Annotated in this window: 11 protein-coding genes; 4 read left to right on the top strand and 7 right to left on the bottom strand. The window is 65.4% G+C overall.

Annotated elements, in window-relative coordinates; genetic code table 11:
- Window position 1: 1 nt before the first annotated feature.
- The 4 genes from HBF25_RS16815 to HBF25_RS16800 form a co-directional block, all read right to left on the bottom strand.
- Window positions 2-1138 carry a hypothetical protein gene (locus tag HBF25_RS16815; protein WP_166950430.1) on the bottom strand — a complete coding sequence of 379 codons (1137 nt, stop codon included), beginning with the start codon at window positions 1136-1138 and terminating at the stop codon, window positions 2-4.
- A 4-nt stretch (window positions 1139-1142) separates the two neighbouring features.
- Window positions 1143-2858, bottom strand: a complete 1716-nt coding sequence (locus tag HBF25_RS16810) for a molecular chaperone HscC (RefSeq protein ID WP_166950428.1) — start codon at window positions 2856-2858, stop codon at window positions 1143-1145.
- Window positions 2859-2964: 106 nt separating this feature from the next.
- Window positions 2965-5160: a DNA helicase II gene (uvrD, locus tag HBF25_RS16805; protein ID WP_166950426.1), complete on the bottom strand. Its 2196-nt coding sequence runs from the start codon at window positions 5158-5160 to the stop codon at window positions 2965-2967.
- A 58-nt stretch (window positions 5161-5218) separates the two neighbouring features.
- Window positions 5219-5437 carry a hypothetical protein gene (locus HBF25_RS16800; protein WP_166950424.1) on the bottom strand — a complete coding sequence of 73 codons (219 nt, stop codon included), beginning with the start codon at window positions 5435-5437 and terminating at the stop codon, window positions 5219-5221.
- A 595-nt stretch (window positions 5438-6032) separates the two neighbouring features.
- Between HBF25_RS16800 and HBF25_RS22570 the strand changes: the two genes are divergently transcribed.
- Together HBF25_RS22570 and HBF25_RS16790 are read left to right on the top strand one after the other, a co-directional pair.
- Window positions 6033-6719, top strand: a complete 687-nt coding sequence (locus HBF25_RS22570) for a helix-turn-helix domain-containing protein (protein ID WP_166950422.1) — start codon at window positions 6033-6035, stop codon at window positions 6717-6719.
- A gap of 483 nt (window positions 6720-7202) precedes the next feature.
- Window positions 7203-8720, top strand: coding sequence for a hypothetical protein (locus HBF25_RS16790; protein ID WP_166950420.1), 1518 nt, complete (start codon window positions 7203-7205; stop codon window positions 8718-8720).
- An 18-nt stretch (window positions 8721-8738) separates the two neighbouring features.
- Here HBF25_RS16790 and polA read toward each other — a convergent pair whose 3' ends face one another.
- Complete coding sequence (gene polA / locus HBF25_RS16785) at window positions 8739-11471, bottom strand: DNA polymerase I (protein ID WP_166950418.1); 2733 nt, start codon at window positions 11469-11471, stop codon at window positions 8739-8741.
- 94 nt (window positions 11472-11565) lie between these two features.
- On the opposite strand from polA, the gene HBF25_RS22280 reads away from it, so the two are divergent.
- On the top strand, window positions 11566-12081 hold the full coding sequence (locus HBF25_RS22280; protein ID WP_243853290.1) for a DUF2782 domain-containing protein: 516 nt from the start codon (window positions 11566-11568) through the stop codon (window positions 12079-12081).
- Window positions 12082-12284: 203 nt separating this feature from the next.
- On the opposite strand, the gene HBF25_RS16775 is transcribed toward HBF25_RS22280, so the two are convergent.
- Together HBF25_RS16775 and HBF25_RS16770 are read right to left on the bottom strand one after the other, a co-directional pair.
- Window positions 12285-12983, bottom strand: coding sequence for a glutathione S-transferase (locus HBF25_RS16775; protein ID WP_166950416.1), 699 nt, complete (start codon window positions 12981-12983; stop codon window positions 12285-12287).
- A gap of 204 nt (window positions 12984-13187) precedes the next feature.
- Window positions 13188-14078, bottom strand: a complete 891-nt coding sequence (locus tag HBF25_RS16770; RefSeq protein WP_243853289.1) for a LysR family transcriptional regulator — start codon at window positions 14076-14078, stop codon at window positions 13188-13190.
- A 110-nt stretch (window positions 14079-14188) separates the two neighbouring features.
- Here HBF25_RS16770 and HBF25_RS16765 point away from each other — a divergent pair, with 110 nt between their 5' ends.
- Window positions 14189-15184 carry a bile acid:sodium symporter family protein gene (locus HBF25_RS16765; RefSeq protein ID WP_166950412.1) on the top strand — a complete coding sequence of 332 codons (996 nt, stop codon included), beginning with the start codon at window positions 14189-14191 and terminating at the stop codon, window positions 15182-15184.
- Window positions 15185-15334: the final 150 nt, after the last annotated feature.

Here is a 15334-nt window from a genome sequence, read left to right as displayed (position 1 = left end):
CTCAGTGCGAATCGGTGCGAGGGACCGGATGCCAGTAACCGTTCCTCTCGCACTGCTCACCTCGATGGGTCAGTTCGCGAACGGCCCGGTCGGTGATTCCTGCGAAGGCATCCTTGCGGGATAACTGCCGGTAGAGATCCGCACAGGTCTCCGGCGTATCGTCCTGGCCCGACCAGGGCAGGCTAAACGTCGCCAGGCCGTGGTCGTTGAAGATGGCCTGCCCCAGGTGGCTGAGTGCGCCGAGTGCGATGACCAGGCCGAACCACGGCAACGAGAAGCGCCGACGCACTTTGGCGGGTGCGCGTGGCTTTGCCTGTGTCGTGGCCTTTTGCCGGTATTTTTGCTGTACGGGCGTTGCGAGTGCCTCGAACGACGCCTTCCACGCACGTGCCACTGTATGGTGCAGGTGCAGCCCGATCCACTGGGGATACTGCGTGCAGAGTCGGTCCACGACGGGCCAGTGCCCGGCAAGTGGCGCATCAATGGGCACGGCGGCACGGATGACCGGATCGAGCCATTGCCTGCGCTGCACAGGGTCGCCCTGCATCCACAGACTCTGCTGCACGATGACCGCTTCGACCCACTGGCCGCGTTCGCCCAGGGGCGCGAGCTGGCCGATGTCTTCCCAGTGGAACAGGGCCGTGGCGGCATCGAACAACGCGGCGCGATGAGGCAGGTCTTGTCCCGCGATGAGGTCGATCAGGCGTTCTTCCAGTTCGCCCGGTGCATCGATGTAGCGTGTACGCAGTTCGGCAATCGTGCGTTCCAGCAGATCGACGGCATGCGCGGCGTCGCCCGTCCTCACTCCCGAGACGAAGGCCTCGGTCAGCAGGGCAGCTTCGCGGCGTGCATCGCTGCCTGCGGAGGGTGCTGATTCATCGGTACCGGTGTTGCCGCCCTCCGCCTGCGCGTCCTGCGAGGCGGCCTCGTGGGACGGCGTGTCCGCGTCGTGTTCCTCCGCGCCGACCTGTTCGCACCATGCGCGGGCCGTTTCATAGGCTTCGCGCAGCCGGGCGAAGCCATCGGGATCGGCCGATGGATCGATGCGACGCAGCGCCTGCGCATAGGCGCGGCGCACGGCGGCTACGTCCGCATAGGGCGGCAGCCCGAGTGCCTGCAGGAACCACGGTCCTTCCATGCGATCAGTTCACCGGGTCTGGTGCGAAATGACTGCCAGCCTCGATGGCTTTCAGGGCATCGCGGAAGTGATGCACGTCACGTGCGATGGCGCGTTCGTCCTGCGTGGCAAGAGTCTGTTCAAAACGCAGGATCATCTGGCCCACCTGGTCACGAGCTTCGCCCAGCAGCAGTTCGTAGAGGCGCTCGGCTTTCGCGAGCAATGTGCGGTTTTCCAGGGTGTCACGCGGATGAATCTTCAGCGCGGACAGCTCGGCAAGACGTCGCCCGATTTCCTCCGGTGACATATGAGCCTGCCCGCTTTCGATGACCAGGCGCTGCACCGTGGCCGTGGCGACCACGGTGACCTCGACCTCAAGCAGGCCGTTGACGTCGTAGGTGAAGCGGACATCCACGCCCTGGTCGTGCCCCGGTCCTGGTTCTACCGGTACTTCCACTTCTCCCAGCGGGATATTGTCACGGACCAGCCGTGACTCGCCCTGGTAGACGCCGATGCGGATGGTTTTCTGCTGTGGCGACATGGGAAAGAAACGCTGCACGCGGCTGACGGGAACCACGGTGTTGCGCTGGATGATGGGTGCGTAGAAGCCTTCCGCATGGCTGCCGTTATCCAGGCGTCGCGCGATGTCGGTGCCAAGCGTGTAGGGGCACACGTCGGTCATCACCGTTTCTTCCAGCGCCTTGTCCTTCATCTTCAGTCCGGCCTGCACGGCTGCACCGAGGACCACCACCTCGTCGGGATTGAGGCCCACGGCAGGAAACCGGCCGAACATGCGCGTGGCGAGCGCGCGGATCATGGGCATGCGCGTCGCCCCACCCGCGAGCACGATATTGTCGAGATCGGCCGCGCGGATGCGGGCATCGCGCAGCGCCCGTTCAATGGGACGCCAGAGCCTGTCGAGCAGGGGCTGGGCCAGCTTCTCGAAGGTCGGTGCATCGAAGGCCACGACGGCGGCGTGGTCCTGCCAGTGCACGTCGATGCTTGCGTTGCCGCTGGCGCCGAGTTCGCGCTTGGCCGTTTCCGCGCGGGCAACGAGCCGCTGCATGAACGTCGCGTCGGCACGTGCCTGGTCTGGAATGCCATGGGCGAAGGCCTGCTCGACGAGCAGGTGGGTGAAGTCTTCGCCGCCAAGCATGTTGTCGCCTGCACTGGCACGCACTTCCATGACACCGTCGAACATTTCAAGGATCGAGACGTCGAACGTACCGCCGCCGAGATCGAAGACCAGGAACTGCGTTTCCGCCCGGCCTTCGTGCAGCCCGTAGGCCAGCGCGGCGGCCGTGGGTTCGTTGAGCAGTCGTTCGACTTTCAGGCCGGCCAGCTCGCCGGCCACCCGGGTGGCCTTGCGCTGGGCATCGGAAAAATACGCCGGCACGGTGATCACGGCTTCGGTGACCGGCTCGCCGAGAAACGCTTCGGCATCTGCCTTGAGTGCCCGGAGTACCAGGGCAGAGAGTTCTTCCGGACGATAGTCGCGCTCGGCCACGCGCTGGACGCGCGTGCTGCCCATGTATCGCTTGAACAACGACGCCGTGCGCAGCGGATGGGTTTGCAGGCGCTCGCGCGCTGCCTCCCCGATCAGTACCTGTCCGTCGTCGTCGATGCCGACGCACGACGGCGTGAGCACCGATCCGAGCGGATTCGGCACGAGGCGGGGGCCGCCGTCTTTCCAGACGGAGACCAGGCTATGGGTGGTGCCCAGATCGATTCCGACGATCATGCGATGCGTTCCCTTGGCGGCATGCACCGCGCTGCACGTGCTCTCCCTCGATCACGGCGATGCGCGCCGCCGTCGGGCGACGCGCTGCGTCTGTCGTTGGAGCCCCTTACAACGCGGTCAGGTTCGCATAAGCGTAAACCAACCACTTGCTTCCTTCATCCTGGAAGTTCACCTGCACACGCATGTGCGCGCCGGCGCCCTCGGCGCTGACGATGGTGCCTTCGCCGAATTTGGGGTGGCTCACGCGCTGTCCCAGGCGCACCGGCATCGGTTCGTCCAGCGAGGGGCTGGAGAAGCGATCGGCGAAGGCGGGTCGGGACACCTGCACGCGGGGGCGCAGTTCGTCGATCAGCTCGCCGGGGATTTCGCCGAGAAAGCGTGAAGGGCGTGCAAGCATCTCGGTGCCGTGCATGCGGCGGGATTCGGCATGCGACATGTAGAGCTTGCGGCGTGCGCGCGTGATGCCGACATAGGCCAGGCGGCGCTCTTCTTCCAGGCGGTTGTCCTCCTCGGTGGAGCGCTGGCTGGGGAAGAGTCCTTCCTCCATGCCCACCAGGAACACGATGGGAAATTCGAGCCCCTTGGCCGAATGCAGGGTCATCAGCTGCACGCAGTCGTCCCACGCCTCGCCCTGGCCTTCGCCCGCTTCCAGTGCCGCGTGCGACAGGAAGGCGGAGAGCTCGTTGAGGCCGGCGTCGGTGTCTTCCGGCGTCATCTCGAAGCGGCTGGCCACGTTCACCAGCTCGTCGAGGTTTTCCACGCGGGCCTCGCCGTTGCCACGCTTGTCGTTTTCGTAGAAGTCGCGCAGGCCGGTATGCACGATGGCATGCTCGATCTGCTCCGCCAGGCCCAGGGCGTCGTTGCCTTCGGCGCCGCCATCGCCACGGAAGGTGACCTGCAGGTTGTCGATCAGGCCGAGGAAGGCCCTGACGGCGTTCTTCGCCCTGCCGGCCAGCGAGCCGGTGGACACTTCGTTGAGTGCGGCCTCCCACATGGAGCTGCTTTCGGCACGGGCGCGGCGGCGCAGCTCGTCGAGCGTGCGGTCACCGATGCCGCGCGGCGGCGTGTTCACGGCGCGCTCGAAGGCGGCATCGTCGTGGCGATGGGATGCCAGGCGCAGATAGGCCAGTGCGTCCTTGATTTCGGCGCGTTCGAAGAAGCGCAGGCCACCGTACACGCGGTAGGGGAGGTTGCGCTGGATGAGCTGTTCTTCGAAGTTGCGTGACTGGGCATTGGAGCGATACAGGATGGCGCAGTCGCGCGCATTGCCGTGTTCGGCGATGTACTCACGGATACGCTCGATGACGAAGCGTGCTTCGTCCTGTTCGTTGTAGGCCGCGTACAGCGCGATGCGCTCACCTTCCTCGCCGTCCGTCCACAGCTGCTTGCCGAGGCGTCCGCCATTGCGGGCGATGACGGCGTTGGCTGCGTTGAGGATGGTGGAGGTGGAGCGGTAGTTCTGCTCCAGGCGAATGGTTCTTGCGCCGGGGAAGTCGTGCAGGAACTGCTGCACGTTTTCTACCTTCGCACCGCGCCAGCCGTAGATGGCCTGGTCGTCGTCGCCCACCACGAAAGCCTGGCCCTTGTCGCCGGCCAGCACGCGGATCCACGCGTACTGGAGCGTGTTGGTGTCCTGGAATTCGTCGATCAGCAGGTAGCGCCAGCGATCCTGGTAGTGGCGCAGCACCTGCGGGTCTTTCAGCCACAGTTCGTGCGCGCGCAGCAGCAGTTCGGCGAAGTCGACGAGGCCGGCGCGCTGGCACTGCTGTTCGTAGGTCTTGTAGATCTCCACGAAGGTGCGCGTCACCGGGTGGTCGCGGTGTTCGATGCTGTCGGGGCGGCGGCCTTCGTCTTTCCACTGGTTGATCTGCCAGGCGGCCTGGCGGGGCGGGAAGCGGGCTTCGTCCAGGCCCATACCGGCGATGACCCGCTTGATGATGCGTTGCTGGTCATCGGAGTCGAGGATCTGGAAGCCTTCGACCAGCCCGGCCTCGCGCCAGTGGCGGCGCAGCAGGCGATGGGCAATGCCGTGGAAGGTGCCCACGGTGAGGCCCTGGGTGCCGCCGGGAATCAGGTTGTCCAGGCGGGCGCGCATCTCGCCGGCGGCCTTGTTGGTGAAGGTGACCGCGAGGATGGCCCACGGCGGCACGCCCTGGGCCTGGGTCAGCCAGCCGATGCGATGGGTGAGCACGCGGGTCTTGCCGGAGCCGGCGCCCGCGAGGATCAGGTAGTGCCCGGGTTCAGCGCCGACGGCTTCACGCTGGGCATCGTTCAGGGAGTCGAGAAGGTGGGATACATCCATCCGCCCATTGTAGCCGGGGCGGCCTGCGGGGCGCCCGCCTGGCGGGCGCCCACGCCGTTCAGCGCTTGCGGGCGATACCGGCCACGGCCACAAGGCCGCCGATCACGATGCCTGCGATGCCGACCCACTGGGGGAGGGCCTTGTCGTGGGTTGCGGTGATCTTCGCCGAGCCAACCTGCGCCAGGGTATCGGTCTTGCTGTAGCTGCCGTTGCCCACCGTCACCCAGATGCCCAGGCCGATGAGGATGATGCCGACGATGATGAGTCCTGCTCGCATGGATGCCTCCCTAGTCGAAGTGGGACGCAGCATGCCGAGGGGGATGTGAAGGGATCTGCAAGGGGGGGCGCAGGCTGTTGTAGGAGCGCGCCTGCGCGCGACCGTTCGTGCGCAGCACTTCGTTTCAACGGAAACCATGGGGCGCGCAAAAAACTGGCCGGATCTTGCAGGCAAAAAAAAGCTCCGGAAGCCAGGGGAGCTTCCGGAGCCGGAGGAGGGCTCGACCCAGGGGAAAGCCGGGCCCTACCGCAGGGTTACCCCAGGGAGGTGGGGTACACCGATGGGACGCCGTTGCGTGCGTCCGAAGCTATAGACGTCCGGGAATCGCAAAAGTTGCAGTCGGCGAAAAAGAAAAAGTCAGCCATCGTTCATGCTCGGAAGACGCAACGAAATACTTACGTTTGGACGGCTGTTTGTACAACGTGTCCGCGGACGCGGCGCTCGTGCTCGCGGACATGCCATGCCTGCACGGCGGCGCATGAAAGCGCCATATCTGCATGGCACGGGCCTTGCTGAGCACGGACGTCCCCCGAGGTCTTCCGTCTATATGTCGTACTTATCGATTCCTGCGTTTTCGTCCCGGTACCGGGTCGTCGTGGACACGGCCCTCGCGCGGGCTTCCATTGATGACGAAATCGATCTGGCGGATAGCGATCCCGGTGATTTCACGCAGGTGAATGCAGAGGGCGAGGAAGCCACCCTGCTGATTGTCTTCAACCCGGACCAGCCGGCACGGGGCGTGCTCGTGCGAAGGGCCCGGGCGGAGGCAGACGGCGCGGACAAGGCATCTCCCATCGTGGGTGCGCTGATCGATGCCATGCTTCAGGAGCTGCATGACGAGGCCGCGAATCCGACCGTGCTGGCACATGCCGCCCTGGCCTTGCGGGCCAGCCTGCCCGTGCCGTCGCTGGCTCATGCGTCGGAAGCGGCCTCGGGCAGCCTGGCCGCATGGCGTCTGGACCGGGCCATCTCGTATATGGATGAGCGCCTGCACCTGAGCGTGAAGACGCCGGCCGTGGCCCGGGCCTGTGGGCTGACGGTGAATCATTTTTCCCGGGCATTCGCCCGGGCCACGGGCATGCCGCCTCACCGGTGGCTGATGAAGCGTCGCATCGAAAGGGCGCAGCGTCTTTTGCGGGACAGTAATCGTTCGCTCGGGGATATCGCCGCAGCCTGTGGTTTTTCCGAGGCGGGGCATCTGTCCCGGGTTTTTGTCCGTACGGTGGGCGTGCCGCCTGGCACCTGGCGCCGTTGGGTGTTGAAGGGGATGGCCGAGGCCTGAGTCATCCGCACGTCATGACGATCGTCGATATTCCGTCCAAGACAGCGGCTGGCCCAGGAGCCATGCTGCTCACCGATTCACGCCCCGGGCAGTTGCTGGCAGGACGCCATGGTCCTGGCCATCGCCCGGAAGCTTCCAGATAAAACAACCATAAGGTGGACGAGGGCGCCGGAGTGCGTCCGCTTCCCGCCAAATCTCCCCACATCGCCGTCCGCCCCTCCCCGGGAGCGGGCGGCTCTTTTTTGCCGATTCACCATCCGGGTTACGTCGATCCCTTGCCGGATCGGCCCGTATCGCCGCATTGGCGCGCGCGGATACTTCGCGTGCTCGCCTGGCTCAGCTGCCGGGCGGATGTGGAAGGACAGGGGATACATCGGACAGGCATGCGACCCCGCGACCCGCCAGGGCCGCGTGGAGGCATGCGCGCCGGCTTCCCCCTCCTTTCTTCCCGAAGACCCGCCGGCATTCCGTGGAGGAAAGTGCATGAAACGTTTCAACCGACTGGTGCTCGCCCTGGCCTGTGCCTCGCTTGTCGTGGCATCAGGCAGCGTGGGCGCACAGACCGCCAGGAGCGCGTTCGACGCCAAGACCATGCCTTCGTTGGCAGCGATGCAGGCGGCGACGCCATTTCAGGAAAACAACGGCTACCTGCCGCCATCCAGCTATACGGGCCCGGTGTTTTCCCTCAGTCACGATTGGCCGAAAGTCGCGCGTTTTCAGGCGGGCCCTCCGCCGTGGAGAAAGGCGATCAACAATGGCCGCATCAACGTGCATAACGCGGAGGCTTACGCGAACGCCTTGAAAGAGGCCGTCACGCCCAACGCGCGCAAGCTGATCCTGGATTACGCCAACTGGGATGCCGCCAAGGCCGGCTGGTACAACGAACCGTGGCTGGGCAGCCTGCGCGATGCGATACACGGCACCTACCAGGCAGGTCAGTTCGGCAGCAGCGTATTTCCGGGTACGGGGCTGAAGGTTACCTTCCAGACGAACGTGGTGACCTACTACGATTCCATCGCGGCGCTGACGCTCAGGAACTTCTGGGGCGCCGATGCGATGAAGCCGACGCTGGACACGCAGCACTCGCAGTTCCTGGAAGACGCCATCATCGTCAAGGCGGCCGTGTTCTCGTCCACGGACAAGACCCAGCCGACGGACTGGTGGCCGGTGCTGAAGGGTGCAGCGCAATGGCCCATGATGATTCCGGTCAATCCGGAGGCCGATCCACCGGAAGATCCCACCCTGTGGACGGGCTACGTCACGCAGTTCGACATTATCGTCAAGGACAAGCAGTCCTCGCCGGACACGGGCTGGGTATTCATGACGCTCGTCTATGACGCCAATGCACCGGGCAAGGACGCGTGGGACAAGATGGTGCCCCTGGGCGTGCAGTGGGGCAATGACGAAGCGGCCGGTGCCGATTCCAGGAAGCTGGTGGAGAACTGGAACAATCCGAAGGCGCCGAAATATTCCACGCAGACACTGGGCTGGGGTGATCGTCTCTCGGGGCCGAATGACGGTGCACGCAACAACATCACCTTCAATGGCAAGGCGTACGTCAATTACCCCAATTCCAGCTGCATGAGCTGTCATAGCACCGCTGAGTGGAGCACGACGAAGAACCGCATGATGTCGTTCCTGCTGCCGTCGTACTACGCGGATGCCAATCCCGGCTTCAAACTGTGCAACCAGCAGGGCAAGGACGATCCGGAAGGTACCTACATCTGCTCGCCGCCGCCGGGTTCTGCCGCATGGATGAAGTGGTTCAAGAACCGCAAGGGCGATGTCGCCATGGATCCGGGTTCGTTCGCCACGGACTTCGACGAGGTGTTCTCGTTCAAGGCGCTGAAGCTCTGGTACACGGCCACCAATCCGAAGAAGGAGGCCGCGCCGCAGCTGAAACTGTTGAGCCGGCCGGGTGAGACGGTGAGGTTCAATCAGTACACGGGTGCGCCATTGCCGAAGACCGACAATGTCCCGAAGAGCGACAACGGCAACTGACCCGTCGGGGACGGGGCGCTAGTGCGCCTCGTCCCAGTTTGCGCCCACGCCGATGTCCACCTGCAGCGGAACACTGAGTTCCGCTGCACTGGTCATGAGGCGTTCGACGTTTGCGCGCACGTCATCCACGGCATCCTCGCGCACCTCGAATACCAGTTCATCGTGTACCTGCATGAGCAGGCGCACGTCGTCGCGTGATTCGGTCCATGCGGCCACGGCGATCATCGCGCGCTTGATGATGTCGGCGGCGGTGCCCTGCATCGGGGCATTGATGGCCGCGCGCTCGGCACCGGCACGCAGTGCCTGGTTGCGTGAGCTGAGGTTGTCCAGGTACAGGCGGCGACCGAACCAGGTCTTTACGTAGCCGTCCTGGTGGGCCTGTTCGCGGGTGGCGTCCATGAAGGCGCGCACGCCCGGATAGCGCGAGAAGTAGCGTGCCATGTAGTCGGACGCTTCGCCGCGGTCCACGCCGAGCTGGCGGGCCAGCCCGAAGGCGCTCATGCCGTACATCAGGCCGAAGTTGATCGCCTTGGCCGCGCGGCGCTGGTTGGTGGTGACTTCATCCGGCGTGACGCCGAATACTTCCGCCGCCGTGGCACGATGCACGTCGCCGCCTTCGGCAAAGGCGCGCACGAGGCCTTCGTCGCCGGAGAGGTGGGCCATGATGCGCAGTTCGATCTGCGAATAGTCGGCCGCCAGGATGCGCCAGCCTTGCGGGGCGACGAAGGCCTGGCGGATGCGCCGGCCTTCTTCGGTGCGCACCGGGATGTTTTGCAGGTTGGGGTCGGACGAGCTGATGCGGCCCGTGGCGACGGCGCCCTGGTGGTAGCTGGTATGCACGCGGCCGGTGCGCGGGTTGACGATGCCGGCCAGCTTGTCGGTATACGTGGAACGCAGCTTGGCCAGTCCGCGATAGTCGAGGATCACGCGCGGAAGCTCGTGCGCGTCGGCGATGGCTTCCAGGGCTTCCTCGTTGGTGGAGGGCTGGCCGGTCGGCGTCTTCACCTTTACCGGCAGGCCCAGTTCGTCGAACAGCACGGCCTGCAGCTGCTTGGGCGAATCGAGGTTGAAGTCGTGTCCGGCCACCGCATAGGCCTGCTGCTGGAGTTCGACCATGCGCTTGCCCAGCTGCTGGCTCTGCTTGCGCAGCTCGTTGGCGTCGATGAGCACGCCGGTGCGTTCCATCTTCGCCAGCACGGGCACGAGCGGAATCTCGATGTCTTCGTATACCTTGCGCAGCGATGGCTCGGCTTCGAGCTTCGGCCACAGGGCGTGGTGCAGGCGCAGGGTGATGTCCGCGTCTTCGGCGGCGTAGCGGCAGGCGGTGTCGCAGTCGACCTGCGAGAACGGAATCTGCTTGGCGCCCTTGCCGGCCACCTGTTCGTACTTGATGGTGGTGTAGCCGAGGTAGCGGTTGGCCAGGGAGTCCATGTCGTGGCGCGTGGCCGTGGCGTTGTACACGTACGACTCGAGCATGGTGTCGTGCGCAAGTCCGCGCACGTTCACGCCGTAGTGCGAGAGCACGTTGATGTCGTACTTGCCGTGCTGCCCCACCTTGGGACGCGTGGCGTCTTCCAGGATGGGCTTCAGGGCGCCGAGCACATGCTCGCGCGAAAGCTGCTTCGGCGCGCCAGGGTAATCGTGTGCCAGCGGGATATACGCCGCCTTGCCCGGTTCCACGGCCAGCGACACGCCGACGATCTCCGCCTGCATGGCGTCGATGCTGGTGGTTTCCGTGTCGAAGGCGATGAGCGGGGCGGTTTCGAGTTTTTCGACCCAGCGGGCGAAATGTGCTTCGTCGAAGACGAGCTCGTATTCGGCCTCTCCCGCGAACGGGGCGGCTTCAGGGGTAGTCGTGGCAGCGGTCGGTGCTGCAGCGACCGAAGAGGCAGCCGGCGCCGGCAGGTTGCCGGAGTCCAGGTCCTTGAGCGCCGCCTTGAAGTCGTAGCGGGCGTACAGCTCGCGCAGGGCCTCGACGTCGCGCTCGCGCATCGTGAGGTCGGCCGGGCCCTGGTTCAGCGGTACGTCGGTGCGGATGGTGACCAGCTCGCGCGACAGCGGCAGGCGCGGGATGGCCGCGCGCAGGTTTTCGCCGATCTTGCCGCCGATGCGGTCGGCAGCGGCGAGTAGCGCGTCGAGGTTGTCGTATTCGGCCAGCCACTTGGCGGCGGTCTTGGGGCCGCACTTTTCCACGCCGGGCACGTTGTCTACCGTGTCGCCCACGAGGGTGAGGTAGTCCACGATCTGGTCGGGGCGCACGCCGAACTTGGCGATGACGCCGTCGGTGTCCATGGTGGTGCTGGTCATGGTGTTGACCAGCAGCACGTGGCCGTCCACGAGCTGGGCGAAATCCTTGTCGCCGGTGGAGATCACCGTGTGGATGCCCGCGGCGGCGGCCTGCCGTGCCAGCGTACCGATGACGTCATCGGCCTCGACCCCGGGAATGCACAGGATCGGAAAGCCCAGCGCGCCTACGATCTTCATCATGGGCTCGACCTGGGCGCGCAGGTCGTCGGGCATCGACGGCCGGTTGGCCTTGTAGTCGGCGTAGAGATCGTCGCGGAAGGTGCGTCCCGGCGCGTCGCAGACGAAGGCGACGTAGTCGGAACCGGCCTTCATCGTGGTGCGCAACATGTTGACGATGCCGAACAATGCGCCGGTGGGTTCGCCATGGGCATTGGTCAGGGGCGGCAGCGCGTGGAACGCGCGGTACAGGTACGAAGACCCGTCGATGAGCGTGAGCGTAGGCATCGGTGGATTCTCTCATGGCACGACGTGTGCCGCCTGTTCACGTGGATTGGGGTATGCCGCTTGGTATGCTCGCAGGCCCGCAAGGAGACCTCCCATGAACCGCACGCACGCCCTCGTCGCCGCGCTCGCCATCGCCCTGGCGCAGACCGCCACGGCGCAGACCGCCCAGGATCCCCAGCTGAAGGCCTTGCCGCCTCCGACGATCAATGACCCGGGCCACAAGGAAGGCGAGCCGGACCGTTCCGGCCAGAAGCCGATCGAGCGTCCGGTGACCTACGATGAAGCTCAGGGTGGGCAGGCCACGCCGGCCACCTCCGATGCGATGGGGCGCAAGGTCTCGGCGGACAATCTTCCCTCCCTGGACGGCCGCGGCGATCCGCCGCCGCAGGTGTCGGTACACCAGGAAGGCGACAACCGGGTCGAGGAGTACCGCAGTGGCGGCAAGCTCTACCAGGTGATCGTGACGCCCAAGAACGGCGTACCACAGTATTACAGCGTGGACGACCAGGGCCGTCGTCACGAAGCCGGCGGCCGCAACGGGCCGGTGAGCCCGGTGCAGTACAAGGTCTATGAGTGGGGCGCGCCGCAGAAGCCGGCGGGGTCGAACTGACCACTTAATGAAACCCGGGCCGGTGCGAACTTGCCGTTCGTTCCGGCTTGCGGCTTCGCCGCGTCGCGCGCAAGGCGCGCTCCTACACAAGCCGCCCTGCACAACAACGGCTCCTGTAGGAGCGCGCCTCGCGCGCGACCGGCCCGAAGCGACACACACAAGGCCCGCCGCTTTTTGTAGGAGCGCGCCTTGCGCGCGACCGGTCAGCCATCAAGCTCCGGGTAATGCCGGAAAATCCCCGTGGTGTTGAACGCCACCCGCCGCTCCGAGGCGAGATAGGCAGCAATGTTCGGCCGCTCGGCCACCCGCCTGGCCAGATCCCGCAACAGCGGCACTTTCTGCTTCGCCAGCGCCTTCGGAAAGGCGTACTCCAGCCCCGCCATCACCTGGAACAGCGACAGGTCCACATAGGAATGCTCGCGTAGCGGAAACCGCCCGCCACCCCGTTCGATGGCCTTCTCGAAATACCCCAGGTACTTCGGAATCCGCGACTCGCGGAAGTCCTTCGAACGCCGCTTCGCCTCGTCACGCTGGTCCTCGTAGTAGAGGCCGCCAGCCACCGGATGGTGGGTGTCATGCACTTCGACGATGAAATCGGTGATGGTCAGTTCGAGCTGGTGCGCGTAGATCCGCTTCGACTCGCTTTCCGGCACCAGGTTATGGCGCGGGCCGAGGTACTGGAGGATGTTCGCCACCTGGGCGATCACCAGCCGGCCGCTCTTGAGGAACGGCGGGGCGAAAGGCAGGGCACCCTCCTGCTCGCCGTTGAGGAAGGGCGTCATCACGTCGTCCCCTTCGATGCGCGCCACGTCGGTATAGGCCGCTCCGGCATCTTCCAGGCACAGGCGCACGAATTCCCCGCGACCCTGCAATCCCGTCCAGTAGTACAGCTGGTAACTCATGGGCACCCTCCGGCGTGAAAGCCCGAGCATGCCTGCCGGGCGTTTAAGCGGGCGTGAGTGCGGTGGCGGGGTGGGTTGTGGCTTCGCCGCGTCGCGCGCAAGGCGCGCTCCTACACAAGCTGCTCCGTGAGGGCGCGAGTCCGAGGCGCCGTTGTAGGAGCGCGCCTTGCGCGCGACCGGTCAAAGCGACTGGCTGCACGACATTCAACGCCCCACGGGAGACAGCGCGGCAGCTACCTCACGAAACGCCTCCCACACCGTCTGTGCAGGCGGTGACAGCGATCGCGCCCTGCGTCGCAACAAGGTCACCTCACGATGCACCTCGGGCGTCAGCGATCGCACGGCGAGCCCAGGCCGCAAGGCATCCAGCGACAGCGCTGGCGTGACGGTCACCCCGAGCCCCGCCTCCACCATGCGGAAGGCGGTATGCGGGTGACCTACCTCAAGGGTGATATCCACGGGAATCTGCCGCCGGGCGAACACCTCGTCGATAAGCCGCCGGCTGCCAGAAGCATGGTCGAGCAGGATCAACGGCTGACCGGTCAATGCCTTCCAGGGAACGGCTTCCCGCTCGACGAAAGGATGATCCTCACGGCACACGACCAGAAACGGATCGCGTAGGATCGTCTGCGCATCGAATTCCTCGGTGGTGGCCGGTTCCACGGTGAGCCCGAAATCCACCTCACCACCGCGCACGGCATCCAGCACCTGGGCCTGGCTCTGGTCGCGCAGCAGGATTTCCAGCGCCGGGTGTTCCTGGGCGCAAAGGGCGATGCAGTTGGGCACCAATCCGGCAGACACCGTGGGCACGGCGGCGATCCGTACGCGGCCGCGCAGCGGATCGGCCTGAGTACGCGCATGGGCCAGCACCCCGTCCAGTTCGTCCAGCACGCGGGAGACAGCCTGTTCCAGATAGCGTCCGGCCTCTGTCGGCACCACCTCACGGGTGCTGCGATCGAACAGGCGCACGTCCAGTTCGGCCTCCAGGTCCGCGATAAGCCGGCTGACGGCCGGCTGGGTCAGGTGCAGGGCGTCGGCAGCGCGGCGGAAATGCCGGTGGCCCGCCACGGCGAGAAAGGCACGGAGCTGGCGCATCGAGACATTCATGCGATAAATATATCACCGAATCAGATAAAACGATTTGCCTTATCAAGCCTGCGGCGCTGCAATACGCAACATCCTTCACTTCGCACCGTCACGCCGCCATGCGCCGCTTCCTGCCCGATGGATTCACCCTGTCCCTGATTGCCACGGTTCTGCTGGCGAGCTTCCTGCCCTGCCGGGGAGCGGCGGCGCAGGTCTTCGAGGTGCTGACCGACGCGGCCATCGCCCTGCTGTTCTTCCTGCATGGCGCCAAGCTGTCGCGCGATGCCGTGGTGGCCGGCATGACCAACTGGCGCCTGCACCTGACCGTGCTTGCCAGCACCTTCGTGCTGTTCCCCTTGCTCGGGCTGCTGCTGAAGCCGGTGCTGTCGCCGCTGGTCTCGCCCGATCTCTACCTGGGCATCCTGTTCCTGTGCACACTGCCCTCGACGGTGCAGTCATCCATCGCTTTCACCTCGATCGCGCGCGGCAACGTGCCGGCGGCCATCGTCTCGGCCTCTGCGTCTAGCCTGCTGGGGATCTTCATCACGCCGCTGCTGGTGGGCCTGGTGATCGCCGGTACGGGGCAGGGCAGCCTGTCGTGGCATTCGGTGGGCGTGATCGTGTTGCAGCTGTTCGTGCCGTTCGTGGCCGGTCAGGTCGCACAGCGCTGGATCGGCGGCTGGGTGCGTCGCCATGCGGCGCTGCTGACCTATGTCGACCGTGGCTCGATCCTGCTGGTGGTCTATACCGCGTTCAGTGCTGCCGTATTGCAGGGCCTTTGGCACCAGCTGCCGCTGCCCATCCTGGCAGGCCTCATCGTAGCGAACATCGTGCTGCTGGCGGTGGCGCTGCTGGTGACGCGCTACGGTGCGCGTGCGCTGGGTTTTGGTACGGAAGACGAGATCACCATCGTGTTCTGCGGCTCGAAGAAGAGCCTGGCCTCGGGCGTGCCGATGGCGAAGGTGCTGTTCGCGGGGCATCCGCTCGGACTGATCGTGTTGCCGATCATGTTGTTCCACCAGGTGCAGCTGATGACCTGTGCGGTGCTGGCTCGTCGTTACGCGATGCGCAAGGAATCCGATGTTGTAGGAGCGCGCCTCGCGCGCGACCGGTGAGGCGATAACGATAAACGTTGCCGTACGGCCGGTCGCGCGCAAGGCTGTAGTGGCCGGGTTTTTCAGGACCACCGATAGGAGCAAACTTCTCCTACGAGGTGATTCATGGGTCATAGAAAAATATCCGCGGCCATCAAGGTCGAGGCCGTG

Origin of the sequence: Luteibacter anthropi (assembly GCF_011759365.1) — a bacterium.
Classification (GTDB): Bacteria; Pseudomonadota; Gammaproteobacteria; order Xanthomonadales; family Rhodanobacteraceae; genus Luteibacter; species Luteibacter anthropi.
The sequence above is the reverse complement of the archived record's forward strand: the minus strand, read 5'-3'. Positions and strand labels throughout refer to the sequence as shown.

What these genes read in the sequence shown, in the direction of transcription:
- HBF25_RS16775 (WP_166950416.1), bottom strand. Translation starts at nt 12,983, where the DNA reads ATGAGTTACCAGCTGTACTACTGGACGGGATTGCAGGGTCGCGGGGAA.
- HBF25_RS16770 (WP_243853289.1), bottom strand. Translation starts at nt 14,078, where the DNA reads ATGCGCCAGCTCCGTGCCTTTCTCGCCGTGGCGGGCCACCGGCATTTC.
- HBF25_RS16765 (WP_166950412.1), top strand. Translation starts at nt 14,189, where the DNA reads ATGCGCCGCTTCCTGCCCGATGGATTCACCCTGTCCCTGATTGCCACG.
- HBF25_RS16815 (WP_166950430.1), bottom strand. Translation starts at nt 1,138, where the DNA reads ATGGAAGGACCGTGGTTCCTGCAGGCACTCGGGCTGCCGCCCTATGCG.
- HBF25_RS16810 (WP_166950428.1), bottom strand. Translation starts at nt 2,858, where the DNA reads ATGATCGTCGGAATCGATCTGGGCACCACCCATAGCCTGGTCTCCGTC.
- uvrD (WP_166950426.1), bottom strand. Translation starts at nt 5,160, where the DNA reads ATGGATGTATCCCACCTTCTCGACTCCCTGAACGATGCCCAGCGTGAA.
- HBF25_RS16790 (WP_166950420.1), top strand. Translation starts at nt 7,203, where the DNA reads ATGAAACGTTTCAACCGACTGGTGCTCGCCCTGGCCTGTGCCTCGCTT.
- HBF25_RS22280 (WP_243853290.1), top strand. Translation starts at nt 11,566, where the DNA reads ATGAACCGCACGCACGCCCTCGTCGCCGCGCTCGCCATCGCCCTGGCG.
- polA (WP_166950418.1), bottom strand. Translation starts at nt 11,471, where the DNA reads ATGCCTACGCTCACGCTCATCGACGGGTCTTCGTACCTGTACCGCGCG.
- HBF25_RS16800 (WP_166950424.1), bottom strand. Translation starts at nt 5,437, where the DNA reads ATGCGAGCAGGACTCATCATCGTCGGCATCATCCTCATCGGCCTGGGC.